This window comes from Ktedonosporobacter rubrisoli (assembly GCF_004208415.1).
In the GTDB taxonomy this organism is placed as follows: domain Bacteria; phylum Chloroflexota; class Ktedonobacteria; order Ktedonobacterales; family Ktedonobacteraceae; genus Ktedonosporobacter; species Ktedonosporobacter rubrisoli.
This window is the reverse complement of record NZ_CP035758.1, coordinates 10212686-10236985: the sequence shown is the minus strand read 5'-3', so window position 1 is coordinate 10236985 and position 24300 is coordinate 10212686. Positions and strand designations below refer to the sequence as shown.

The 24300-nt window shown below is 53.3% G+C and carries 17 protein-coding genes; 2 read left to right on the top strand and 15 right to left on the bottom strand.

Annotated elements, in window-relative coordinates:
- Window position 1: 1 nt before the first annotated feature.
- From EPA93_RS43815 to EPA93_RS43805, 3 genes are all read right to left on the bottom strand, one after another.
- Window positions 2-658 (bottom strand): response regulator, encoded by a 657-nt coding sequence (locus EPA93_RS43815; RefSeq protein ID WP_129893604.1) that lies wholly within the window; start codon window positions 656-658, stop codon window positions 2-4.
- A gap of 11 nt (window positions 659-669) precedes the next feature.
- Window positions 670-2670 (bottom strand): GAF domain-containing sensor histidine kinase, encoded by a 2001-nt coding sequence (locus EPA93_RS43810; RefSeq protein WP_165423794.1) that lies wholly within the window; start codon window positions 2668-2670, stop codon window positions 670-672.
- Between the two features lie 178 nt (window positions 2671-2848).
- Window positions 2849-4618, bottom strand: a complete 1770-nt coding sequence (locus EPA93_RS43805; protein WP_165423793.1) for a zinc ribbon domain-containing protein — start codon at window positions 4616-4618, stop codon at window positions 2849-2851.
- Window positions 4619-4958: 340 nt separating this feature from the next.
- Between EPA93_RS43805 and EPA93_RS43800 the strand changes: the two genes are divergently transcribed.
- Window positions 4959-6323 carry an erythromycin esterase family protein gene (locus EPA93_RS43800; RefSeq protein WP_129893601.1) on the top strand — a complete coding sequence of 455 codons (1365 nt, stop codon included), beginning with the start codon at window positions 4959-4961 and terminating at the stop codon, window positions 6321-6323.
- 131 nt (window positions 6324-6454) lie between these two features.
- Window positions 6455-7324: a CPBP family intramembrane glutamic endopeptidase gene (locus tag EPA93_RS43795; protein WP_129893600.1), complete on the top strand. Its 870-nt coding sequence runs from the start codon at window positions 6455-6457 to the stop codon at window positions 7322-7324.
- Here the strand turns inward: EPA93_RS43795 and EPA93_RS43790 are convergent.
- The 12 genes from EPA93_RS43790 to EPA93_RS43735 all read right to left on the bottom strand — a co-directional run bounded on the left by EPA93_RS43790 (window position 7321) and on the right by EPA93_RS43735 (window position 24025).
- Window positions 7321-8745 (bottom strand): FAD/NAD(P)-dependent oxidoreductase, encoded by a 1425-nt coding sequence (locus EPA93_RS43790; protein WP_129893599.1) that lies wholly within the window; start codon window positions 8743-8745, stop codon window positions 7321-7323. The two genes, EPA93_RS43795 and EPA93_RS43790, sit on opposite strands and share 4 nt — an antisense overlap.
- Window positions 8735-9061, bottom strand: a complete 327-nt coding sequence (locus EPA93_RS43785; protein ID WP_129893598.1) for a (2Fe-2S)-binding protein — start codon at window positions 9059-9061, stop codon at window positions 8735-8737. Before EPA93_RS43785 ends, EPA93_RS43790 begins: the two co-directional genes overlap by 11 nt.
- Before the next feature lie 139 nt (window positions 9062-9200).
- The gene (locus EPA93_RS43780) at window positions 9201-10079 is read right to left on the bottom strand and encodes a dihydrodipicolinate synthase family protein (RefSeq protein ID WP_129893597.1); all 879 of its coding nucleotides are present in this window, start codon (window positions 10077-10079) and stop codon (window positions 9201-9203) included.
- 16 nt (window positions 10080-10095) lie between these two features.
- Complete coding sequence (locus EPA93_RS43775; protein ID WP_129893596.1) at window positions 10096-11106, bottom strand: proline racemase family protein; 1011 nt, start codon at window positions 11104-11106, stop codon at window positions 10096-10098.
- A gap of 17 nt (window positions 11107-11123) precedes the next feature.
- Complete coding sequence (locus EPA93_RS43770) at window positions 11124-12284, bottom strand: NAD(P)/FAD-dependent oxidoreductase (protein ID WP_129893595.1); 1161 nt, start codon at window positions 12282-12284, stop codon at window positions 11124-11126.
- Between the two features lie 106 nt (window positions 12285-12390).
- Window positions 12391-13095: a GntR family transcriptional regulator gene (locus EPA93_RS43765; RefSeq protein ID WP_129893594.1), complete on the bottom strand. Its 705-nt coding sequence runs from the start codon at window positions 13093-13095 to the stop codon at window positions 12391-12393.
- Between the two features lie 480 nt (window positions 13096-13575).
- Window positions 13576-14436, bottom strand: coding sequence for an arginase family protein (locus EPA93_RS43755; protein WP_165423792.1), 861 nt, complete (start codon window positions 14434-14436; stop codon window positions 13576-13578).
- A gap of 192 nt (window positions 14437-14628) precedes the next feature.
- A complete protein-coding gene (locus tag EPA93_RS50645) occupies window positions 14629-14751 on the bottom strand; it encodes a hypothetical protein (RefSeq protein ID WP_277988705.1) in 123 nt (40 codons plus the stop codon).
- A 16-nt stretch (window positions 14752-14767) separates the two neighbouring features.
- Complete coding sequence (locus tag EPA93_RS43750) at window positions 14768-14998, bottom strand: hypothetical protein (RefSeq protein WP_129893591.1); 231 nt, start codon at window positions 14996-14998, stop codon at window positions 14768-14770.
- Between the two features lie 186 nt (window positions 14999-15184).
- Entirely contained in the window at window positions 15185-16555 is a 1371-nt protein-coding gene (locus EPA93_RS43745) for a TrpB-like pyridoxal phosphate-dependent enzyme (protein ID WP_129893590.1), read from the bottom strand.
- Between the two features lie 212 nt (window positions 16556-16767).
- Complete coding sequence (locus EPA93_RS43740) at window positions 16768-18780, bottom strand: WD40 repeat domain-containing serine/threonine protein kinase (protein ID WP_129893589.1); 2013 nt, start codon at window positions 18778-18780, stop codon at window positions 16768-16770.
- A 10-nt stretch (window positions 18781-18790) separates the two neighbouring features.
- Entirely contained in the window at window positions 18791-24025 is a 5235-nt protein-coding gene (locus tag EPA93_RS43735; protein WP_165423791.1) for a HEAT repeat domain-containing protein, read from the bottom strand.
- Window positions 24026-24300 lie beyond the last annotated feature (275 nt).

The window sequence follows — 24300 nt, the reverse complement described above, 5'->3', positions numbered from 1 at the left end:
TTCATCTCTCTTCCTGGCCGAAGCCGGCCTTGCGCGCACGGACAATGGCCTGAAAACGGTCAGTTGCCTGGAGCTTGTTCAGGATATTCGAGACATAGTTTTGGATCGTTTTGAGGCTAAGTGCAAGTTGCCTGGCGATAGCCGGGTTGTCGTATCCTTGAGCCATAAGATGCAGGATTTCGCGTTCACGGTTGTTCAATTCAGGAAAAGCGCTCCCCACTGACGGAGCGGAGAGCGCTGTAAAGTAATGGATCATACGTTGAGCAATAGATGAGCTGAAGATAGCTTCTCCATTAGAGACAGCTTTAACGGCTCGTATGAGTTCTTCCCGATGGGCATCTTTAAGCAGATAGCCACGCGCACCAGCGCGCAGCGCGGCAAATACTGAACTATCATCATCGAAAATGGTTACAACTAGAATGCGGATCTGCGGATGGCTTTTTAAAATGAGCCGTGTGGCATCAATGCCATTGATCCCTGGCATTTTTATATCCATGAGTACAAGATCTGGCTGCAATTGTTGTGTCAAGGTAATAGCTTGCTCTCCATTGCAAGCTTCTCCAACCACCTCCATCGTTGCATCAGTCTGCAACATGGCCTGCACCCCCTCACGGTAGAAGGCATGATCATCAGCGATGAGCAAACGTAAGCGGTCCATCCTTTACTCCTTCAATAACGGTAGACATGCAGAAACCTTCGTTCCCCTTGCCTGCAATGGCACAATCGTGCACACTCCCCCAACTCCTCAGCGCGCTCACACATCGAATGCAACCCTACACCTCTCCGATACGTTGTGGGCACACCCTGCCCATCGTCAAGTATATCTAGATAGAGCATCTGTTCTTGCAGCGTCAATCGAATCAGGCAGTGTTGAGCGCATGCATGACGGACCACATTCGTCAACGCTTCCTGGATAATGTGAAACGCTGCCACTTCAATGGCAGCGGAAAGCTGAGGCAATCCCTCTGGAACCTCTAACCTGATGGCGAGCTTCGCCCCCTGGTGCGCAGGAATAATGTGCTCTCGGATTGCCGAAACCAAACCCAGTTCATCCAGAACCGGTGGGCGCAGCGCATATACGACGCGTCGAAGTTCTGAAATTACCGCTTTGACCTGATCTTGCAGGGCTTTCAGTTGAGCAATCGCTTGCTGCGGTTTCTGCTCTACCAGGAGATTCACAATATCGATGCGCTGAGAGAAACTTGCAAGCGTCGGCGCAACGTCGTCATGGAGATCTCGACGTAAGCGGCGACGCTCCTCCTCACGGGCCATAACTAATCTCTCGCGCGAACGCTGCAACTCTCGGTTTACAAGCAACACATGTACACCAATGCCAATCTGACGCATCAGATCGGTCAGAAGGCGCTCGTCCGCTGGAGTGAGCGCTCCTTCGGAGGAACGAGGAGCAAGAACGAAATCTCCTATCCGTTGTCCCTGATACATCAAGGGAAAGCGCACCAAATTTGGTCCGGGCGTTCCATAAACTGCCTCCAAGAGCCCTCCCGGCGCGCCTGCAGTGTGAATGGCTACGTATGGCAGCTTCAGCGATTGAGCAACCGTTGCCACTATGGTTGGCAGAACCTGCTGTGAGGCAAGCGTCGCTTCGATGTGCAGGCCCATACGCGAGAGGAGCAAATAGGGATCATCCCGTTCTCCATACAACAACCTGTTCAGCCACTTTTGTATTTGTAGGCGTAAGGGGTGAGCGAGAAGAGCAACCACGCCCGTCGCCACTAATGAAAGCAAAGGATTGCCTGGAAGGTGGAGCAAATTACCAAGCCCTCCAACCAGCAGAACATAGATACCTATTACCGCTGCGGTAAGCATACCATAAACCAGAGCGCGGTTCACCAGCCCTTCTATGGCCCAGAGGTGATAGCGCAGAATAGCGATACCGATGGCCAACGGTACACAGAGAAACGAGAGCAATAGAGTTGTCAACAACAAAAGATACGTCCAGACATTCGGTATCAACCAATTCAAGCTCTGACCCGCAGCAAGCAAAACGCAGATAGTAATCAATCCTACTACAACCCAGCGAACCTGCTGCCGCTCACTAGCAGTGGAGAAGTGAGTATATTTGTAGATCTGTGAGCCAATCGCGCATAACAGAGCACATGTACCAACAATGCTCAGACCAGCTCTAAAGAGCAAGGTAACTATCTGTACATTTAGGCCTAAAACAGAAATATCAGGCCAGGTTAAGACAAAATTATATCCTGTAAAAAAGATAACCAAAAGACTCAGCGGAACTACCATCCAGCGTGGTGCAAAACTTCCATCAGGAAAGAGATAGCAAAAGAGGAAGAACAGCCCTTCGCTGAAGGAAAAAACATAGAATGTCAGTGGAGACCACAGAGGTATCTCAGCATGTAATATCGGTAAAAATCGGGCAAAGGGAAAGGTAAGGCCAACACTGACAAGCACCAGCGATGAGAGAAGAGCCATTGGTTTCACCACATCGGGAGCTTGTTTCCAGGTCCGGATAAAAATCACTGCGCCCATAGCTACATAAAGTAGCGTAAACGCTCCGGTAAAAATCAGAATGTAGATGGCATAGAATGTTGATGAGAGGCCTATTGCCTGAAGTTCTTGCAGATATTGTGGCGTGAGATCACAGAAGTGAGAACACACATGCTGAGAAAGAGTAAAGACGCTTGGAAACGTCATCACAAAATGCACGATAGCAAGGAGTACACTCACAATCCAAATTATACGAGCAAGCGCGTTCCCTCGAAGCCTCAGGCATCTAGAGCATTGCGCTAACCATGTTTGTGCCATCATAGCCTGTCTTATACCGTTTCTAAAATCTACTACTATCCTATGCTATCTGTAGCTTTCGCTTGCCCTAGCCACACAACCGAAGCAGAATCGAGGTGGCATACGACGAGCGAAGGCGAACAGAAGAGCACCAACCATTGCAGGAGACTCTGCCTGAATGAATCAGGCGGCCCCGAGGGACCGACGGCGGAAACCGTAGCGCCGTCCGCGTTCCGATGTACGAAACGGGTTGAACAGAGGTATTCAGCACGGATAGATGCACCACTTTGCCCGTGGTCTGAGCATGACGAATGAGGGCTGTGCCCAGACGGGCGATATTGAGGGAGGCCGCGTAATCGCGGGAGCCTGACCAGAGGCAGGAGGGATTGGAGCAGCAGAGCCAGGCTCCCCAATCGTTCACCTTGGCACGATGTTCAGGAGATTGATACGTGTTGGCCGAGCTCCCACAGCGGGGGCAGACGTGCGACGTGTAGCGGGGGTGCTGCCATTCCAGACGGATGCCCGAAAGAAAGCACTTGTACCGCAGCACGCGCCACAATGCTCCACGCACCTGCGCGTTATTGCGCCAATTTCTCCATCGCCCTTTGGCCGATCTCCCACGTCCCGCCGATTTCAAGGTCTTGAGGGACTCTCCAGCGAGAAGGTGACAATCAAAGGCGGTGGCGAGCACCAGCAGGATATTGGCTGCCAGATGCCCCAGGTCGTTGTTTCTGGCCTCGTACTGACGCCAACACCGATTGATCTCCCGACGCAAGACAAAGAGCGCACCCTCTGAGGGGTTGCGTCGGGGATCGCCGAGGGGAAAGCGGTCTCGTTGTTGCTCCAGTCGGCCCACTTTCACTTTGAGTTGGTCAATCTGGCGGCGCAGGCGCGCTTGTCGGCCATCGAACGGGCCGGTATCCAGGAAGAACGGACGCCCGACCTGGTTGCCATTGAGATCGACCACGCTGGCAGTCAGAAGCTTGCGTACCCCCCAATCGAAGCCAAGCACGTTCTGACACGTTTCCCAGGCCTCCACTGAGCAGACAGGCACCAGGACCATGAAGTCTAGGACTGCGTACCGACTGCCATCTGCTTCCTTGATTTCACGCAAGATGGGGGCTTGCATCGCGCCTTCCTGAAGACGGGCCGCCAGCACGTCAGGAAGGCTCATCTGGCACGTTCGCTCCCGCCAGGAACGTGCCCAGGTCCCAACCTCGTCAGGGGTCCGCAGGGCAAGAGTGAGCCGTTGGTGATCGAGATCGAGGGACAGGCGGTAGGTTTGCCCCATCTTCGGGCCATCATCGCTTGCATAGGGCACTATGCCTGCCTTGAGCACCGGGACGCGCTGCATCTCTTCATAGGTAGCAGGGAAGCAACCGTTTTCCAGGTAAAAATTGCACGCTTGTTCTATCAGGCTTTGCAGTTCCACGGTTGATCCCCCATCCGTGTTGGCCTCGCACAGATCTGCCATGGCCTGTTTGATGGTCTTCCGGTTTTTGCCTGCACGCCTCTTGTCCGTCTTGGGCACAATCATCCCTTGCTCCAAGAGCGGAAGGACCACCCCAAAGAGCTTCTTCCGCTCTGCCTGTCCTCTCAAGATGCGCCCGGCCTGTTCCGCTTCCGCGCGCCATTGCCGATGACCATGCTTCAGCGGCGGGGCCATCATCTCCTCAACCTGCTTGTAGGCATACGTGTTGGTGCGCGTCGCAAACGCGTCGAGCCGATCCCACAGGGCTGTGATGGTAAGATTGATCACCTCGCGCGAGACATCCAGCAGTCGCAGAGCATCCGCCTGAATGAAGTCCGGCAGACGTAAGGGATAGCTGAGCGTTTGGGTGATCGCTGCATTTCTCATGGCTCTCTCAAACATCCGTTCATGCTTTTCTGAAGTCTAGCAGAAAAGCCTCGTGATGGCAAGCGATTTTCTTTTCCAGGAACTAGCAGAAAACTAGAGATAGTTGTACTTTTTCGGGAACTGTTAGTATACCCTTCTTTAAATACTTCCTCTTTCAACAGGTATCTAGAGTAGCGTTATAGCAAAAAGACGAGAGAAGATCAAGCAAAATAACCATTCCCAGGAATTTTTCCCGCCACATTGGGAAGCCAGCCTCATGCAAGTAGGAACCACTCTCGTCTATCCTTTCTCTACAAAGAAAAGTTTTAATTAGCATGGATAGGGAGAGGTAACATATCCTATGTTCAAGCACGCTATAAAAAGGCGCCAACTCTTAGCACGGCTGGCAATCGGGGCAGGGCTGCTAAGTATAAATGGTTGGGTAGCCTCCTGCGGAAACGGCAGTTCATCAGCCATGACAACAGAGGAGCATATCAGTTCCTGGATAAAGCAGCAGGCTCACCCAGTGAAAACAACTGATCCACAGGCTCCTATTCAGGATCTCACAGCGCTACGCCCTTTGATTGGCCCTGCCTCCATCGTCGGTCTGGGAGAGGCAACGCATGGCAGCCATGAGCTCTTTACACTCAAACAAAGGTTGATAGAATTTCTCGTTACCAGCTTGGGATTTACGACATTGGCCTGGGAAATGGACTGGGAAACTGGCCTCTGGCTCAACGATTATATACATAATGGAAAAGGCAATCCTAAAGATATGCTGTACTTTCCCTTAAAAGCCCAGGAGGTCCTTGACACACTTGAATGGCTACGTGCTTATAATGCTGATCCACGCCATCAGCAAAAAGTACGGTGTATTGGCCTGGATCTCGCGGCCTCATCCTGGCTTTATACGCAAGTGACACAGTATGTGCAAAATAGTTTTCCCAAGCTATATCCAACTGTAGAAGACGCCTACAGCGATTTTCGTTCGCTGACGGCACGAAATAATATCAGCGAATATGCCCAACTGCCACAAAATGTCAGGGAACAATACGATCGCCAGGCACAGTCCGTCGTCAATCTGCTCCAAGAGCATCAAACCGAATTTGAGCTGCATTCATTGCCAACACAGTTCGCCCTGGCACTGCAACATGCTCGTGTCATCGCCCAATATACCAGGGTTCAAAGCAAAGCGGGCAAAGATAACTTTAATGCTCACGATATCGCTATGGCAGATAATGCAACCTGGGCGCATCAAATGTACGGGAAAACGATAATTTGGGCCCATAATAGCCATATAGGAAAACAGACCGATGTTCCCCAATTCTACGACCATGTGATGGGCGAACATCTGCAGCAGCGCTTTGGCAAACAATATCTTGCTATTGGCCAGAGCTTCAATCAAGGAGAGATGAACGCAGCAGTCCTGACTCAAGGTGCCCGTCCTGTAGTGAGGACGTTTACCGTGCCTCCCGCCAGGCCCAGCAGTTATAATGCCCTTCTCGGGAAAACAGGATACACAACCTACCTTCTGGATCTCCGTCAGGCGCCAGAGCCAGCTCATACCTGGTTGCAGAACCCACATCCCTACCTGGATGGTCCTGCATCGCTTGACCCCACTCAACCCATAGAAAAGCAGATCTATGGATCAAGCTCCTGGAGCCAGACCTTTGACCTGATTATGCATACTCAGCAGGTCACAGCAGCCCACACGCTGGGAATCTGACAGGAGGGAGGAGTTTAGCTTCCGTCTTCTTACAGAAGATAGCTAAGTCAGAGCAAAAGCTCCTCTTTTCTGATATCCCCCGATGCTTCCAATGGAGATACAGAGACGACAAGAAAAGAAAGAGGCCTTTTATGAACATCACGCCCTCATGCCCACCCACCCCTTTGCTGCAGAGATGTCGAGCAATCGTCAAGCGCCACCCGCTTCAATTCTACTTTCTTCTAGCTTACGGCGGTAGCTGGCTAATATGGCTTCCCTCAGTTTTTGCTAAAGGAGGCCTGGGACTATTGCCATTCTCTCTCCCCTGGCCCCTGACCATCTACTCAGGTGTGTACCTTGGGCCGGCTCTGGCGGGTATCGCCATGACGGCAGTGTGCAAGGGAAGGCCTGGTTTGCACAGCTTGCTCCGCCGCTGCATACACTGGCAAGTGGGCTGGCAATGGTATCTCTTCGCCTTGATAGGCATTCCCTTCATCAAATTTCTTGGCTCCCTGGTGTTACCAGGAGTTCTGCCGACTTTTCAAGTAACCTCCCTTGGATCTGCCCTATTGTCTTATCTGGCTCTGCTCATACCTGCGATTCTTCTGAGCGGCCTTCCTGAGGAGATTGGCTGGCGGGGTTTTGCTCTCCCACGCTTACAGCAGCGCTATGGAGCCCTCCTGGGATCACTGATTCTAGGCATTCTGTGGGGAAGCTGGCATCTGCCTATGTTCTTTACTAGCTGGGAGCCTGCAGGAACAAGTCTGTTCACGCTCTGCACATTTATCCTCGGCGTAACGGCTGCATCCCTCCTTATTACCTGGGTCTTCAACCGCACCCAAGCGAATTTGCTCATAGTAATGCTGATACACGGAGCACAGGATGCCTTTAACTCCGGGCTGCTACTCTCCTATCCACCAGGCTCAGGAAAAGATCTGGGAACCTTGATCGCTTATGGAGTAGCAGCAATACTACTGTTGCTCATGACACGTGGCCAACTGGGGATGAGGAAGCAGGGTTAGCTCAGCCTCAATGTCTCAGCTTCACAGGCTGCACCGAGTTGGATCGGCTTCGCAATCGGACGATTGTTAAGTGAGCCAAGCGTCTCTGGATTGCGACCGGTCCACGCAGCGGTCAAAGCAGCCACAGTATGCCCACAGACACGACCCTGGCAAAGGCCCATCCCGCAGCGTGTGAGCGACTTCACAGTCTTTATATCGCCGGCATTATTGCTCTTCACAGCCGTCTCTATCTGCTGGTATGTCACCTCTTCACAGCGACAAACCAGCGTCTCGGGCCTGAGCCAGCGCATCCAGCCAGGTCGCAAGGCAAAAAGCTGATTGAGAACAGCCGCGAAGTGCTGGCTATGATCCACAGTCCTGCGATAGCAAGTCAGCTTTTCACGAATCTCATCCTTGCTCAGCCTTCCCGCTTGCTCAGCCACAGCCAGGCCTGCCAGCGCACCTTGAGCCAGCGCTACAGCCGAGCCGCCAATTCCCGTTATCTCGCCAGCCACATAGATGCCCGGCTGGCTGCTTTGCATACTTGCATCGTGCTCTACTACAAACGTGGCCTGCAGAGGATCGTAGCGCGTTGCACAGCCGAGCAGCGTTGGCAACTCTAAAGATGGCAGAAAGCCATAGCCAACACAGACGGCATCCACATCGAGCACTTCCTCGCTCCCGGCAACAGGACTCCAGTCGGCATGCACACGAGCCACGGTCACCTGTTGGACGCGCTCATCCCCATGCGCAGCTATCACAGCTCGTCCAAAGCTTAATGGGACTCGCTGCGCGCGCAAACGCCTGAGATAAGAGGCCCCTTCGCGCAGCTTATCCCAATGTCGCCAGACCTGCCAGGCATAGCGGGACCACTGCAGCGGCGTGGTTGCCTCAAAGACCCCCACGACTTGCGCTCCGCCCTCGGCTAAGCCAACGGCCACGGGCAAGAGAAACGGTCCCGAGCCAGATAGTACAACCCGCTTTCCAGGTAATATGCGCTGGCTCTTGGTGAGCGTCTGAGCAGCCCCTGCAGTCATCACGCCCGGCAGATCCCAGCCTGGAAAAGGCAGAACGCGATCATAGGCTCCTAGAGCAAGAATTACATAGTCAGTTTGCAGCTCTCTATAGCCTTCAGCCGTATCGAGAGAGAGGGTTACAGCCGAGGAAGGAGCACGCTGAGCAGTCCAGACCGTAGCCCCACTGAGTACCTGAATGTGAGGATTGGCCTCAATCAGCGCCATCAATTCCGCGGCTTTGGCGAAATCCACATGCAAGGCATGCGCTCGGCGCGCTCGCAGCTCCTGCGGTATCTGCTTGTAATACTGGCCACCTGGACGGGCATAGCTATCGATGAGCGTTACGTGGCAGCCAGCCTCGCCTGCCGCTGCTGCCGCCGCTAAACCAGCCGGGCCGGCCCCTACAATCGCGACTTCAGTTTTCATAGCACCTCTCACCGGCACCAACCTGAACTTTTACCAGCATATTCGGCCGGGCCGGAGTCATACATGCACGCACATTGGGCCTACCGTTCACTACCAGCAAGCAATCAAAGCAAACGCCGATCCCACAGAAGATTCCGCGCGGCTTTCCGGCCTTGCGCGTCGTCCGAAAAGTGAGAATGCCCGCCGCGATTAAAGCTGCGCCAATCGTCTCACCCGGATACGCGGTTACAGGCTGTTCTTCAAAGCTAAAAGTAAATGGTTCTTCTCGCTCAACCTGCGCAATATCGCGCTCAGGCTGAATGCGCAAATTTTTCATCGGCCCTCCTTTGCAAACAACTTCACGCCACAGGAACAGGCATGCATAAGCGATACGACGCCTGACAAGCAAGAGGGTCAGGTTGGAAATGCCCATACTGCGGTACAGGCATTCTTCGGACTCAGGATTGTCTGCACAATTATTTGTCTGCAGCCAGAACCTTCTTCAAGGCGGCCTCAACTGACTCGCGCTCCTCAGTGCTTAGCGGCAAGCGTGGGGCACGCGTCTCGCCCATAGGCCTACCAACTAAGCTTGAGCTATGCTTAATAGCCTGCACCAGGCGCGGCGTTGCGTCAAAACGCAAAAGCGGCAATAAGCAATTATAATATCTCCTGGCCTCGACAAGCTCACCGGCAAGTACCAGGTCATACAGTCTAACGCTCTCGCGCGGAATAGCATTGGTCAGACCGGCCACCCAGCCGGTCGCACCGGCCAATAGGCTCTCAACAAGCATATCATCCACACCGGCCAGCACCTCCAAGCTGGTCTGCTCTAAAATTGCCGGGATGCGACGCACATCGCCAGTGAATTCTTTTACTGCTACCAGCTCCTTAATATGGGCCATCTCTTGCAGCAGTTCAGGCGTCAAGTCGGTTGAAGTGTCATATGGGTTGTTATAGGCAATGATGGGCAGCCCAACACTGGCAACAGCTTCGTAGTAAGCAATGACCTCAGCCCGCGTTGGGCGATAGTTAATCGGCGGTAAAGCCATAACGCCTGCAGCTCCCGCTTCTTTGGCATGGCGCGCCCAGGCCACAACGCGCTTTGTCGAGGGCGAGGCGACTCCCACAACGACGGGCACACGTCCAGCTGCCGCCCGGATAATCGTCTCGACAACCTGGGCACGCTCCTGATCGGCCAGGGACGCGTATTCACCACATGAACCGGTAGGTGCCAGGCCATGTACGCCACTCTCGATTAACCAGTTCACATGCTCATGTAGGCGAGCATAATCGACCTCATCATCCTCAGTAAAAGGTGTGATAACAGCAACATAAATACCAGGAAAACGTGCCATGGTGTTTTTCTCCTCTTCATCCCAGAATGAAACCTGCTGGACAGGGATCTTCAGGATCTAACACAAGATTCTGAAAGCCCGTAATCCAGGCCCGCCCTTCGACAGTCGGGATGACAGCTATCGTATCGGGCGTGAGTTGCACCTGTTCTAGCAACCTACCGGTAAAGCGTGTTCCAATAATACTTTCATGGACAAAATCTTGCTGCAGCGGCAACTGACCACGCGCAAAAAGTTGGGCCATACGCGCGCTGGTTCCCGTTCCACACGGAGAACGATCAAGCACACCGGGAGCAATGACGACGGTATTACGCGCGTGCGCCCCCTCTTCGGCAGCCGGACCTGTAAAAAGGGTATGTTTAATCTCCTTGATTCCCGGCTGAAGTGGATGCTGCAAAGGTACCTGCTGCTGAACTGCCTGCATGATCTTCATCCCGCACTCGATCAGCGCTTGAGCATGCCTGCTCTCCAGGGTGAGACCAACGGCTTCCGCCGGCAAGATGCCATAGAAATTGCCACCATAGGCAATATCGAGGGTCAGGCACCCCAGGTCGGGCACCTCTACCATCACATCCTTCCGATATAAGAAGGCTGGCACATTGCGCAGCTTCACTTTCTTGACACGTCCGTGCTGTACGCTTGCCTCAACAACTACCCGACCGGCCGGCGTATCCAGAGTCACGTGCGTGATGGGCTCCACAGGAGGAACCAGCCTGGTCTCTATGGCCACCGTACAGGTACCAATCGTGCCATGACCGCACATAGGCAGATAACCATGCACATCGATATACACAACTCCCAGATCAGCCTCGGGATCACAGGGTGGCAAAAGCACGGCTCCATTCATGGCGAGGTGACCACGAGGCTCATTCATGAGCAGGCCGCGCAGTTGATCTTGATGCTCCTCAATATATTGCATCTTCTCAAACATGCTGCTACCAGGAACCGGACCAAAGCCGCTCGTGATGATCCGTGTAGGCATACCCTCAGTATGCGAATCCACAGCGGTTAGCATCTTCTCAAAGCGCATCGAATTCCTCCTGACGTCTAGAGGGAATGAGTAACAGTTCCATCTTTAAAGCGCATAGGCTGGAAAGGTGTCAAATCCAGATCGGGTGTTTGTCCAAGGATAAGCTGACTTAGCAGCTTGCCGCTGATAGGTCCAAGACCGATGCCGGCCCCTTCGTGTCCGGTGTTTAAATAAAAACCGGGAGCCTGCGTAACCTCACCAATAAGCGGGAGATGATCAGGGGAAAAGGGACGGAAACCGACATAGGCGCGCAGGGCATGAGCCGAGGCAAGCACAGGAAAGTAGCGCACAGCCTTCTGGATAATTGCACGGATCACGCGGGCCTCAACCGTGGGATCAAAGCCCACAAGCTGACGGCTGCTGCCCAGCAGGATTGTTCCGCTTTTTGTGCCCTCCACGACTGAAGCAATTTGCAGGTCGGCCTCGCCGCTATTCACTGTATCGAAATAAGTAGCCTCATATACCTTGTGGCGCACGAGCAAAGGCAGGGGCTCGGTTACCACGATATGTCCTTTACGGGGCTGAATGGGCACGTCTAAGCCGGCCAGGGCTGCGACTTGAGCGCTCCAGGGACCAGCAGCGTTGATGATCATTGGCGTTGTCAGACTTCCTTGCTCAGTACGCAGTCCACAAATCGCGCCCTGCTTATTGCGTTCAATCGCCAACACTCGCGTATGATCAAATAAAATAGCGCCGTCTTGCTGAGCATGTTTGACCAAAGCAGCAACAGCCAGCATCGGTTGCACCTGGGCATCCTGAGGGAAATAAGCAGCTCCAGCCACATCGCGCGCTAGCAGCGGTTCAAGCTCATATAACTCAGCAGTCGAAAGGATACGCGTCTCGATGCCCACCTCGCGCATAGCAAGATTATGGGCCTGCAGAGCACGATACTGAGAATCGTTTTCCGCCACCACAATTCCGCCTTTGGGCTCGAACTCAAAATCTGCCGATAACTCCTGAGCCAGAGTTTGCCAGAGCGCGCGCCCTGCCCTGGCCAGTTCGAGTTCTGGCCCAGGTACTTTGTCGGAGACGAGAATATTTCCTTCTCCAGAGCCGCTTGTGCCACCAGCAATCCCGCCGCGCTCGATAAGCGCGACCTTGAGTCCTGCCCGCGTCAGGAAAAAAGCGCAAGAGGTCCCAACGATGCCTGCGCCAATTATTGCGGCATCTACATACATTTCCTGTTCCTCCTCAAGGCAGAAGAGCAGTTCAAAGCTATCTTTTAGCGACCCACAAGATTAAACAAGAGCAAGACTGGCCTCGGCTAGCTGACTGCGAGCCGCCTCACACCTCTAGCCCTGCAGATTTATGATTCTCTTGCCCCTGCTGCAAATACGTGGCCAGCATTTCCTCAACCGTCTTGATGTGCTGCTCCAACAAGCTAGTGGCTCTTTCAGCATCTCGCTGTCGACAGGCTTCAAGAATCTGCCTATGCTCCTGCTCTCCCTTAGTGCGATAATTCAAGAGAGAGACGTGGATGCGCAGGTAGCGATCTATTTGCGTATGCAGCAGCTTGATCATAGATAGCAAGCGCGGGCGCTGAGCTACCGTATAAAGCGTCGAATGGAAGCGCCAGTTAACTTCGCTCCAATGCCTTAAAACATCCCCTTCAGCATCCAGGCTATCGAGAATCTCTTCAGCTCTCTGCAGCACTTCTTCATTCAGGCGAGGAATAGCCAGGCGAATGGCCAGTGTTTCTAGAGCCACGCGGATCTCACAAATTTCTTGCAATTCTTCAAGAGAGAGCTCGGAGACCACGGCTCCACGATGAGGATAAAAGGTTACCAGCCCTTCACCTTCGAGCTGGCGCAGGGCTTCGCGAACAGGAATCCTGCTCAAACCGAACTTGGCGGCAATTTCATCCTGACGTAAGGATTGCCCTCCCTTCAGGGCGCCGCTTAAGATGGCTTCGCGCAGTACATCCGCTACCATAGCTGGGGTTGTGCGATAGTGTTGCCGGGCCGTGGCAACAAGCGTATCTATATCCATACGAATATTTTATATCGTATACAATCTTTGTGTCAAGTCTAATTTATATTTTATATCGTATACAATTTTATAACTCCAAAGTTGAGATCAAAGATTTGACTTCCAAATCCAGAACTGCTTCGTCCCCTACACTTCTCTCACCGACGATGATAAGCTGAAGGTAGCCCAGGCAATTGACGCCACAGGCGAAGTGCTCTCAAAGGTGGCCGTACAGCTGCCCAAAGCCTAGAGAGGGATTATGCAATGCAAAAAAGATCAGCTGGCGCGCCGTTCTTATGATCGCAAGTACAACAGGCTCAGGCCTGGCTCTGAGCGCGGGTGTCTATGTAGTGGGAAGCACGCATGCAACAGAATCTATGGCAGCGAGTAACGACATTATCCCTTTCTACGCCCAACGCCAGGCTGGAATTGTGACGCCGGCTCAAGACCACCTGCACTTTGTGGCCTTTGATCAGCTGAATACTCCTTTTCTGAAAAATACTAATATCGTGCGCTCTCGGCCAATACCGAGAGCAGATGCATCCCTACCCGCAAGGTTTTATCTTCTCTGTCAAGTTCAGGATTGTATGCGGTAAGCGCAGCAGCTTTGACGTGGAAACGCTTAGCTATCATATGCAGTGCCTGTTCTACTTCTTGCAGAGAAGGGCCACCGGGAGTTGGGAAATTGATACCCGGCTCATCCTGCGGATCGAGCACATCGAGATCAAAATGGAGATAAATATCGTGGACATGCATAGCAAGTTCGTCGAGTTGAGAGGCAAAATCCGCAGTCTCCCTTGCTCTCTGCACACTCTCGACAGAGGCGATGTGAATTTGCGACTGTTTCAGATCCTTCTCCTCTTGTGGGTCCAGATCCCGTACACCAATGAGAAGTGTGTGATCTTCCGCGACGGGTACGCTATTGCCAATCTGTGACCAGAGATCCTGGTAACAATGCCCCGTCGCAATAGCCAGCGACATACCATCAAAATATCCACTTATTGACGTCTCAGGAGTGTTGAAATCGCCGTGAGCATCAAACCAGATGATGCCGCTCTGTGAATGATCGAAACCTGAGAGCGTGCCCATACAGACACTGCATGTCCCACCTAGTATCAGCGGAAACTCGTCCTGGGCAATCGCCTGCCGCACAGCTTGAGCAAGTCGTGTATTCACTTCGGCAACAGTGTGTAGCAGGTTCTGAAATGGCCCTTCGCGCTGTATGCGCTCGACCGTTACTGTAAAGCCCTGCCTGGAAAGCATCTCTTCTACGCCAGCTTGCAGATATCGTTCTGGCGCTTTCCCCATACCAATATTTTCTTGACCAAGATCATAGGGAACCTGTATCAGGCGTATCTTCACTATAAGTATCCTTCCTTGTCGAAGATGTTTTGTGATAGCAACGATCAGGTCAGCACGGGATGCATAACGTCGAGTGGAGCGGGCTGGCCTATCCATAGAGTAAATGCCTGGGCGTCCTGATGCAAGGGCATCGATAGCCCATTAGCGGTTCGTAAACCCATTGTGCGCCTGACAGAGCCTGCACATTTACAGCTATTGTTGCGATGGGAGGCGCATATCAAGCAGAGAGACAAGCCGATCAAGAGTATCAAGCCGGCGAGACTCATGAGAGGCGATATCTGCTTTAAGAGAGGTAAGATCGTCTTTCGTGGCCATTTGAGCCTCCACCTTATCAAAACTGGCGCCTGGTCGCTATTTGATACTGAGCCAGTTGTTTCAAGCTGGTTGTCATGTCCTGTGACAACGCATAACGTTTGCGCTCGGTCGCAGTTTGATGTTCCGCCAGTTGTTTCAAGCTGGCACTCACATCTTGTGACAACTCTTCAATACGTGCATGCAAAATGGTGGCCATGCGCTCTTGTGCGCCAATTCTTGCCTCAAGACGTGGTAACTCTGTGCTCACCGATCTGACTCCCTTCCTCTCTGTCATACAGAGAGTATAGCATAGACCGACGTAAAAATAGCATCGTCCAGGTGCTTTACAGCATCTGGCAGCGAAGAACAATTTGTTCGCTGCCAGATATTTTTTATCGCTGCATAGCCATAGCCCACGCCTTGAATACTGGTGAGCCAGCATCAAGCAGGCAGGCTAGACCACCTGAGGAAGCTTTTTCTGTGCCTCCTCAATGGCCGCTGCCGGATACTCATAATCCTGCAGCTTACCAGAGAAGTAAGCATCGTAGGCCTGCATATCGAAGTGTCCATGCCCGCTGAGATTGAAGAGGATGACCCGCTCCTGACCTGCTGCTTTGGCTTCCAATGCTTCATCAAGCGCGGCCTTGATGGCATGGGCCGTCTCGGGGGCCGGAATGATCCCTTCGTTGCGCGCAAAAATTGTTGCCGCTTCAAAAATGGCGTTCTGGTGGTAGGCTCTAGCCTCGATAACGCCTTCAGCATGGAGCTGCGAGACAAGAGGAGACATACCGTGATAGCGCAGGCCACCCGCGTGGATGCCGGGCGGAATGAAATCGTGACCCAGGGTGTGCATCTTCAGCAAAGGAGTCATACCAATCGTATCGCCGAAATCATAGGCATAGGTGCCTTTGGTCAGGCTGGGACATGACATCGGCTCGATGGCCAGGAAACGGGTCTTAGTGCCCTTCCTGAAGTTCTCGCCGATGAAAGGAAAGACCAGGCCAGCGAGATTGCTCCCACCACCGGCACAGCCAATGACCACATCCGGATAATCATCGGCCTGGGCCATCTGCAAGAGAGCTTCTTCCCCGATTACAGTTTGATGCATCAGCACATGATTCAAGACGCTGCCCAACGAATATTTGATGGTCCCGCCGCTCTTAGCCGCAACTTCCACAGCTTCGCTAATCGCGATGCCCAGGCTGCCCTGATTCTCGGGATCTTTGGCCAGGATGCTACGTCCGGCATCGGTGAGATCAGTCGGGCTGGCATGCACAGTCGCCCCATAGGCTTGAATCATACTGCGGCGGTAAGGCTTCTGCTGGTAGCTAATCTTGACCATGAAGACCTCGATATCCACGCCAAAGAGCGTACCGGCCATAGCTAGGGCCGATCCCCACTGCCCGGCTCCCGTCTCGGTCGAGATCTTCTTCACGCCTTCCTGCTGATTATAAAAGACCTGAGCGACCGAAGTGTTGGCTTTATGGCTCCCGACTGGACTCACGCCTTCATACTTATAATAGATGCGCGCCGGCGTATCCAGGGCCTTCTCCAGCCTTCGCGCGCGATAGAGAGGGCTGGGACGCCACTGCCTATATACCTGACGGATAGGCTCAGGTATCTCTATATAGCGCTCGGTACTGACTTCTTGCATGATGAGCGCTTGTGGAAATAGAGGAGCCAGATCAGCAGGGGTAACAGGCTGCTTTGTCCCTGGATGTAAAACAGGCAAGGGCGGATTGGGCATATCGGCCATGATATTATACCAGGCCCTGGGAATCTCATCCTCGCTCAACAAATACTTTATATGCTGGTTATCAGGCATAGCACTCCTCCCAAAAGTTTATACGCGTCGGCACAACATAATCGCACGAAAGAGAGGGTAAAACCAATTCAAGGGAAAATGGCTAGTCTTTTGCCGATCTCATGCACAAATCCTAAACCCACCTGCCTGGAATGTCAAGGTCTGCTTGCTAGCGCCAGAGCCTGGCAGAGCTCTCCCGGCTCTATTTCGTCTCTGCCAGCGAGCGCCAAACCTCAGGAACCCCAGATACCAAGCGAGGTCTCACAGGAAGCATCAAGCGTTGCCAGCTCGGCTTGCGTAGGGGACCAGGCAGCCAGCAATTGCCCAGAAAAACTGGCGCTGGGATATGTATCATGAAGAGAGCCAGAAAGCAAGCGCTGCTCGATTGAGGCCAGCGTAATATCCTGCTCCGTCGAAACGCTAAGCATACGTGGCATAGCAGGGAGCCTTTCCCAGAGCAAGATTCTTTCCTTGTTCTCTACGGCCCAGCCAGCTACACGATAATCGCGAAAAGCCACAGCAAACCAGGAGCTATCCGGCGACCAAGCCACACTGTTCACCTTCTTGCCGGCCGGGCTTACTTGCCAGGAGGAGATGCGCTTTCTTGTATCCCAGCACATCACCTTACCATTACTGGCACCTGCCAGGAGAAGCGCACCATCTGGCGACCAGCGCAGCACCCCCATATTGCCGCTATGCATCGTCTCGATAGCAATTGTACGCGGCGAGGGAGGTTGAGGCACCTTGAGGGCCGCCGGCGGCAGCGGATAGAGCATAAGCCAGCCCTCTACCCATACCGCAAGCTGCCCGTGCGCAGACCAATCAATACCATCGATAGTACGCACATCAAGGCGCAACACTAAGGGCAGTTCGCATTGCTCCAGCGCATCCCAGAAGCGGATCTCTCCTTGTCCGCTTACCGCTAATATATTTCCATCTGCCGACCAGCACATGTCAGCGGCGCGAGAGGCATGAGCACAGCCCACCACCTGCACCACCCCATTGCGCCCAAGAATTCTCGGTGCCTCGCCATACAGCAAGCAGGCAAGGGCGCGTCCATCCGGCGACCACTGCAGCAGCCTGGGCCGTACCGGCAATTCATACTCCACCACCCTCTTGAGTGGTAGCTCAGGAAAGATAATCTCAGAGCTTCTCGGAGCAACCGTAAGCACGCGAGGAGGTTTTGTGGGCAATGGCTCATCAAGAATCGGCTCTTCTGTATTCTCAAGCGGGTCCAGGGTAATTACGAGATCCTCTATCCCTTGAATTTCCTCCAACGGCTGCGTTGCTTCTTGCTCCTCAACATAGACAGCCGTATCAAAATCTTCAGGTAACTTTTCTGTTGGGGCTTCGGCTTGCTCCATAGACTCAGTTTGCTCCTCCACAGACTTCGTTGTTGCCTGTTGCAAGGCCTTTGCGAACTCGATAATCGTTGGGAAACGCTTCTCCGGCTCTTTCTCCAATGCTCTCAAGATCACCTCATCAATCTTAGGTGTGAACTCGCGCCTGGGATCAAGCACGCTCGGTGGAAGAGGGGGATTATAGAGATGAGCCTGCACATATTTTTCGCTGCTTGTGGCCTGAATAGGCAACTGACCAGTAAGCAGCAAGCAAGCCATAACAGCCAGAGCATACTGATCAGAGGCACAATCAACTTTCTGTTTTATCCTTTCTGGCGCGATAAAAGCAAATGTACCAAGCAGCTCGCCTGCCACCGAGACCGGCGATGACATCCAACGCGCAATGCCAAAATCACCGAGATAGAGATGGATCACACGCTGGGCCTTATTAACCGATTGAAACAAGAAATTGCCCGGCTTGACGTCCTGATGCACAATCTGCGGAGTACGGGTGTGCAAATACCAGAGGCTCTCGGCTGCCTGCATAATCACATCGGCAGTCTGGGCCAGATCCCAGGCTTGCCAGGGCGGATTGGCCTTACAGAGATCTGCCAGCGAGCCCTCTTGCATATAAGGCGTCACAAAATAAGGCACATTGCGATTCTTATACTGCATATTGCCATGATCGAGAATCGGCAGGATATGCGGATGCTGCAGGCTACGCGAGATCTCGATTTCGCGCATAAAGCGCTCGCGGGCCTTCTGGTTTCGTCTGTCATCTTCCGCAATAGCAGTCAGCAATTTGAGAGCTACAGACTTTTGCGTCACCGTATCACTTGCCAACCACACCACGCTCATCAAACCCTGCCCTAACAACTTTTGTAGCTTATAGCGTTCCGCCTTCATCGCTGCTCCCTTACTGTTGCTTCGTTTGCGCTGCCTGCTGTTGCCCGGCCGGTTTCGCCGGCTGGCTGCTCTGTGCTCCCTTTAAGCGAGCCTCAAGCGCACCTTTTTCTTTGAGCGCCTGATCCAGGCTGGCCTTTAAGGTATTCTTCTCTTTTGTCAGCTGTTCCAGATTTGTGCGCAGAGTAGTTTTTTCCTGCTCGGCCTTCTTTAGCTCATCGCCGCGCTGGCCATGCTCCTTTTGTAGCTTCTCCAAATCTTCTTCCAGGGTCTGGGCCCGCTTCTGATCGGCCACAATACGCGCAGTCAATGTAACGATTTCCTGCTTATGAGCCTCCTTCTGAGCATCCAGATCGCTTTGCAATTTGGCAAGTTGGGGTTCGTAGCGCCACCCCAGCAGGACATTGAACAAATCAAGCGCCGGGCTATCAGCCTCACAAGCATCGCGCAGCTCCTGCAGTTTGCGCGGATTCCAATGACCACTTGCTAGCAAGCCGCCAAGCGCGCGTAGAGAGATAGCTAGCTGCTCAGGGAATAGCACGCTGGTTCTGGTTTTAGCCAGACCATAGGAGCTCACATTTTGGGCAGCATCAGCCACAACCTTGGGGGCCGAGACCATGCTCAGCACAGCCGCAACCTCCGCGCGCAGCTCTACAGTTGTTTGCCCATCGTTAAAGACGTCGAGCAAGACATCCTGCGTCTCCTCACCCAGGAGCAAGAGCATATTGGTAAGCTGTTTGCGATGCTGAGGATTGGCGGCCAGACTCTGCACGATATAGTCTACAGTGATATGCTCTCCCACCAGCAGCAGTAGAGCAATGATGCGCAGATTTGTCTCCTCAACGCCATGAGCCTGCACATATTCCACAAGTTCAGGGATCATGACAGAATCTGCGCTGCGCTGATCGGCTTCAAAATGAATACGCTCAAGCAACAAAGATACGGCCATCGAGATATCGTCAGGGCTCTCGCTGGCCAGGCGCGAAATCAACTCATCCTTTATGGCCTCAATATCCATGCTATGGAAGACCTCCATAGCGGCCATGCGTCGAGCTGGATAGCTTCTATCGCTATGAGCCTTCAGGATAAAAGAAAGGGCGGGGACGCCTATCTCGCGCAAGACATGCTTCGCGGCCTTGGCCACCAGCTGATTCTTATCGGTTATGAGCTCACCCACACGCGGCACCGCAGATGCGCCAATTTTGATCAAGGCGAGTTCGGCCCCTCTTCTGCGCTCATCGCTATAGAGTGCGCGCAAGAGATTATCAAGAGCAGCTTGCCTCAAAGTTTCCTTACGCACCAGGCGCCCAAAAGCTTCGGCCACATCGCCAATCAGATGCGCATCCTCCAGACCCTCTAACAAAGCTGGCATGCAGACATCCGTGAGCTCTTCCGTCAAGACGTTGAGCAAGACCTCGCGCGCCCGAGGCGGCAATGGTGGGCTGAAGAGGTGCACAATTGCGCGGGCAATATTCTGCGGCTCGTTGCTCTGACGCACGAGCGTGACCATGATCCGCTGCGCATACTCACGAGCCATACCTCGCTGATCATCAAGCCCGGACACAAGCGAACGGAGTATTCGCGTACCGAACAAGGGCAAGATTGCCGCAGCCACGTCTCCACGCTCCTGATCGCCAAGCAATTCCACTAATGGAGAGATAGCCGACTCGGGATATTTGAGCAGGATTGTCGTAATCACGCGTCGCAAAGATGGCAGATTGAGCACCTCTAAAAGCGCTGGCACAACAATGGGGCCGGGAAGCTCATTTAAGGTTTGGTACACTAGATTGCGAATGCGCTCATCATTATGGTTAAGCTGCCTGACCAATACCTGGGCCGCTTCCATACCCTGCTGCTTAAAGATAGCCATCACCTGCTGCATCTGCTGATCATTACAGGTCGCCAGCGCTCTGATAAGCTGTTCGCCGGGGAAAGGCGTCATGCTGAGAATGGCCCGCCGCACGCGCTGCACAACAAGGGTTTCCTGCTCCACATCCAGCGCTTCGATCAGATCATTGAGCGCAATCTCTCCAAGCTGACTCAAGGCCTCGATAGCTTCTTCATAAAGTTGGGGATTGCTCTCAGAGAGAACAGCCAGCAGCGGCGGGACAACGCGCTGCTCGGGAAACTGGCTTAAGGCACGCATGATCGTCACAGCCAGCAAAGGCTCAATATGCGGAGTTTGCAGCAGTGTTATTAAAGGAGGCACAGCCCGTGGATCGTGAACGTAGGCCAGCGTTTGTACGAGCAGGCGGGTACGTCCGGGCACGACGCGGAAAAGCACATTGATAATCGGAACTACCACAGCTTCGCCGATATCGCTGAGAATCTTGGCAGCATTTTCGGCCACCATCTCATTAGGCGCTGAGAGAACCAGGTCAAGCAGGCCAGCAATGCTCTCTGGCGCATAGATACGTAAGGCCTGGGCGGACTGGTGTTGTACCGCCGGTGAGGTATCGCTGAGCAGACGTAAGAGGCGCGGCAAAGCTCGCGTATCGCGCAGATGCTTGAGAATCTCGACGACACGCGTACGCACCACTTCAGAAGGCTGATTGAGCTGTTCCAACAAAACTGGCGTCACGGCAGTGCCAATATTCTGCAAGACCAGCATCACATTGTGTGCCGCCACCTCGTTTTGAGAAGGCAGATAGCGCATAATCGCCTCAATAACCTTCTCCCAACGGTTATCGCGCATACCGGATTCCGTCGTATTGCGGCCCTGGCGGATCAGGATCTCACAGGCCTGCCTCTGCACCTCGGGCTCAGTCTGATAATTCGAGGTGAGCACCGGCACAATTGCCTCAAGAATGCGCTGATACTGCATAATCGTGACCTGGCGGCGCACATCCTGCTCCTCTAGAAAGCGACCAAGAATAATCAAGACGGCGCGATGGACGCGCTGCGTCAGTTGATCAGTGCTACGATTTTCTAGCTCCTGAATAATGCGCATTAACGTCAGGGTCGGTCCCAGGCGAAGCAGGCCATTGGTGGCACGCTCGACAATAAAGGGCTCCGTATCACGCAAGCGCGCCACCAGCGGCTCAACCGCGCGCGCCTCGCCTGTTCCTCCAAGAATATTGACGGCGGCTGCTCGCAGGCGCAAGCTACGTTCAGGCAGTGGTTGGCACAATTGTACAGCCCGATCAATAACGATGCTGCCAAAGCGCCCAAGAATTCTGGTCAGGCGCTTCACCTGTGCTTCGTAAGCCACATTGTCAACGGCATCCTGTAGATGCGTAAAGAGCAGCTCTGGCACAATATTCTGATCTAACAGTACAAGTAGCTCATCAACCCCTTCGACCATAATCAGGGGCAAAAGCGAACGATAGACTTCCTGCCCACCCTCCTCAGCGCAGCGCGTAAAGATACGGGCCAGTCGCTCGCGCGCCAGACGATTGCGTACGGCAATCGCCAGAGCCTCTTCGACGCTGGTGGGCAGAACTATCGGACGCTGCTGTTCAGCTTGAGGAGGTGTCCAGAGCACGCCCACGCAGACCAGGGCCAGGGCCAGAGCCTGCAATACATACGCCGGATTGCTGCGCCCCAGAGCGCCAAAACGCTCAGCCAGCGCTAATGGATTATCCAGCAAGCCTGCCCAGATGGCTACAGGCTCACTCCAGCGCTCGACATGTTCCAGGAGCTCTTCGCGAATCGATAAGAGGGAGGCCTGTGATTTGCGAGCAGCGGCATAGAAGTATTCGGCCACAAAATATTCGGCAATCAGCTCGTGACGAAAACTCAAAACGCCTCTAGGGCTCAACTCAACCAGGGCCGCGCTCAAAGCAAACTGCAAAAGCTGAGGCAGATCATCATATGGCCCGTTAAGTTCTTCCTCATCCTCCGTAGCAAAGGGTCCCTGGGCCGGATGCTCATCCAGCCAGTACCGCAGCTCATCGGCTAATTCATCAAAGTCTATCCGCCCCACTCGGTTATCGCCGGGAGCCAATCGCGAGGAAGAGATACGCAACTGGAGCGCATTGCGATCATTGGCCCAGCGCGCTGCACAGGCCACCTCACCTAAGAAACGCACGACATCCTGCTCAGCCGGACCACGATTATGCCACTTCGCTTGATGCTGCTCATAAGCAATGAGTTGCTTAACATACTCACGCAACAGGCGCCCGCGCGTGTCAATCTGTTTGCCCCGCTCCACACCGATCTTATCAATGATACCCATCAAAGTAAATAGCATCATCGGATTTGTGCAATGGTAGCGCAAGCGGCTGCGATCGATCACCTGCATAATCTGACCAGCCGTATGCTGCCAGGTTCTATCCTGCCGCTCGACATAGCGCTCGACGAACTCCTGTACCTGCTCGGGTTGCAAGGGATAAATCACCGCGCGCAAGGCATTGCCCTCGTTGACGAGTTGAATCAGATCGTGTTGCTCGCGATAATCGACTTCGCGACAAGTCATAACCAGGCGATTCTGGGTATGGCGCATCAAATCCACAAGCTCTTCGCTTATCGCGCTAAGATAATTTGTATCGACTTCATTTAAGCCATCGCACAGGAGCAGCAAGCGACCTTGCTGAGCCAGATGAGAGACAGAGGAACGTAGATAGCGCAAGCCCGGCAAATCGCTCTCCTGCAAGAAGGCAAAGAGCGAGCCTGCGGCTAACTCCTCGGCTCTTCCTGAATGCTGATGCTGATGGCCTTTGAGAAACAGGCTATAATTCTTCATTGGCACGTAGACAGGAATGCGATCCCGCGCAAATGCCAGAGCCAACGGGCGTTGAGAAGCAATATACTGATAGACCCGCAAGGCAGTAGTCTTGCCTGCCCCAGGCACACCGAGAATAAGTTGATGTGTATCCTGCTGTTGAACTAGATCGAGAATAGATACCTGCTCTTCTTCAACCGTAGTCGTAGGAGCCGTAGGATTATATTGATACTCCTCTGCGCTCTGCCGCAGATTCGTTAGAGCCGTCAGAGGAGTATAGAGCTTATGATACCCCTCTTGAGCCTGATGCACTTCACGTAAATACATTATCAGGGCCAACGGCTGTGCGGTAAACAGTGTGCCCACAGAAGCTACAAGAAATACCAGCAGTGGCAACAGTAAAACCTGAGGAGCACGGGCAGGCAGGGTCAGCAGGGCTGAGAAGCGGTTCGCCGTCGCGCCTAAAATGCCTGACGGATTCAGCAGTAAAATAATAACCGCAACAATAAAGGTCAGGATTACAGCTATTCCCAACCCGACAAGGAGACTGCGGAGCCAATAAGGTGATAACTTACGCTGTGTCATGTTTTTATGTAACCTTATAGAATCTTTTTCTGGTTTATATGCATAACTGGGAGGTTTGCGCCCTTGCTCTTGAATCATCAATCCCACTACCTTTCCCACAAACGTAGTAGGAACAGTATATCCTAACTTACCTCATGTGAACAAGCTGTAGCAGTAGCAATTCCGCGCAGAATAAACAACTTGCAGCTTTGCTTCCCGCCAGGAGAATACTTGAAACAAGGACTGCTCTTGTCCTTCTTAACACGTATACTTTGGTTAGAAACAAGAAAGAAGCA

Excerpts from the sequence above, each read along its gene's own strand:
- EPA93_RS43815 (WP_129893604.1), bottom strand. The coding sequence starts at position 658 with ATGGACCGCTTACGTTTGCTCATCGCTGATGATCATGCCTTCTACCGT.
- EPA93_RS43810 (WP_165423794.1), bottom strand. The coding sequence starts at position 2,670 with ATGACGTTTCCAAGCGTCTTTACTCTTTCTCAGCATGTGTGTTCTCAC.
- EPA93_RS43805 (WP_165423793.1), bottom strand. The coding sequence starts at position 4,618 with ATGAGAAATGCAGCGATCACCCAAACGCTCAGCTATCCCTTACGTCTG.
- EPA93_RS43800 (WP_129893601.1), top strand. The coding sequence starts at position 4,959 with ATGTTCAAGCACGCTATAAAAAGGCGCCAACTCTTAGCACGGCTGGCA.
- EPA93_RS43795 (WP_129893600.1), top strand. The coding sequence starts at position 6,455 with ATGAACATCACGCCCTCATGCCCACCCACCCCTTTGCTGCAGAGATGT.
- EPA93_RS43790 (WP_129893599.1), bottom strand. The coding sequence starts at position 8,745 with ATGAAAACTGAAGTCGCGATTGTAGGGGCCGGCCCGGCTGGTTTAGCG.
- EPA93_RS43785 (WP_129893598.1), bottom strand. The coding sequence starts at position 9,061 with ATGAAAAATTTGCGCATTCAGCCTGAGCGCGATATTGCGCAGGTTGAG.
- EPA93_RS43780 (WP_129893597.1), bottom strand. The coding sequence starts at position 10,079 with ATGGCACGTTTTCCTGGTATTTATGTTGCTGTTATCACACCTTTTACT.
- EPA93_RS43775 (WP_129893596.1), bottom strand. The coding sequence starts at position 11,106 with ATGCGCTTTGAGAAGATGCTAACCGCTGTGGATTCGCATACTGAGGGT.
- EPA93_RS43770 (WP_129893595.1), bottom strand. The coding sequence starts at position 12,284 with ATGTATGTAGATGCCGCAATAATTGGCGCAGGCATCGTTGGGACCTCT.
- EPA93_RS43765 (WP_129893594.1), bottom strand. The coding sequence starts at position 13,095 with ATGGATATAGATACGCTTGTTGCCACGGCCCGGCAACACTATCGCACA.
- EPA93_RS50645 (WP_277988705.1), bottom strand. The coding sequence starts at position 14,751 with ATGGCCACGAAAGACGATCTTACCTCTCTTAAAGCAGATATCGCCTCT.
- EPA93_RS43745 (WP_129893590.1), bottom strand. The coding sequence starts at position 16,555 with ATGCCTGATAACCAGCATATAAAGTATTTGTTGAGCGAGGATGAGATT.
- EPA93_RS43740 (WP_129893589.1), bottom strand. The coding sequence starts at position 18,780 with ATGAAGGCGGAACGCTATAAGCTACAAAAGTTGTTAGGGCAGGGTTTG.
- EPA93_RS43735 (WP_165423791.1), bottom strand. The coding sequence starts at position 24,025 with ATGACACAGCGTAAGTTATCACCTTATTGGCTCCGCAGTCTCCTTGTC.